The following is a 209-nucleotide window of genomic DNA, read 5'->3' on the forward strand; positions in this document are numbered from 1 at the left end:
CGCGGCCCTAGCGTCGATGACGGGTCGCCCGGAAGGCGTCGTCCGGAACATGATCCACGACCGATCGGTGCGCGTCGCGACGACGGGCGGAGTCGCGCCCGAAGGCGATTCGGACGACGACGGCGAAGACACTCCCGTCGACGCGGTCAGCGGGTTCGTCTCGTTCGACGTGCGCGACGGGGCCGTTCACGTGACGAACGTCGAGGGCG

At 70.3% G+C, this 209-nt stretch carries 1 pseudogene; it reads left to right on the forward strand.

Annotated features, from left to right (window positions below):
- A pseudogene (locus EXE44_RS21860) lies at positions 1-209 on the forward strand (hypothetical protein); the annotation flags it as partial.

Source organism: Halorubrum sp. SS7 (assembly GCF_005435055.1).
In the GTDB taxonomy this organism is placed as follows: Archaea; Halobacteriota; Halobacteria; order Halobacteriales; family Haloferacaceae; genus Halorubrum; species Halorubrum salinarum.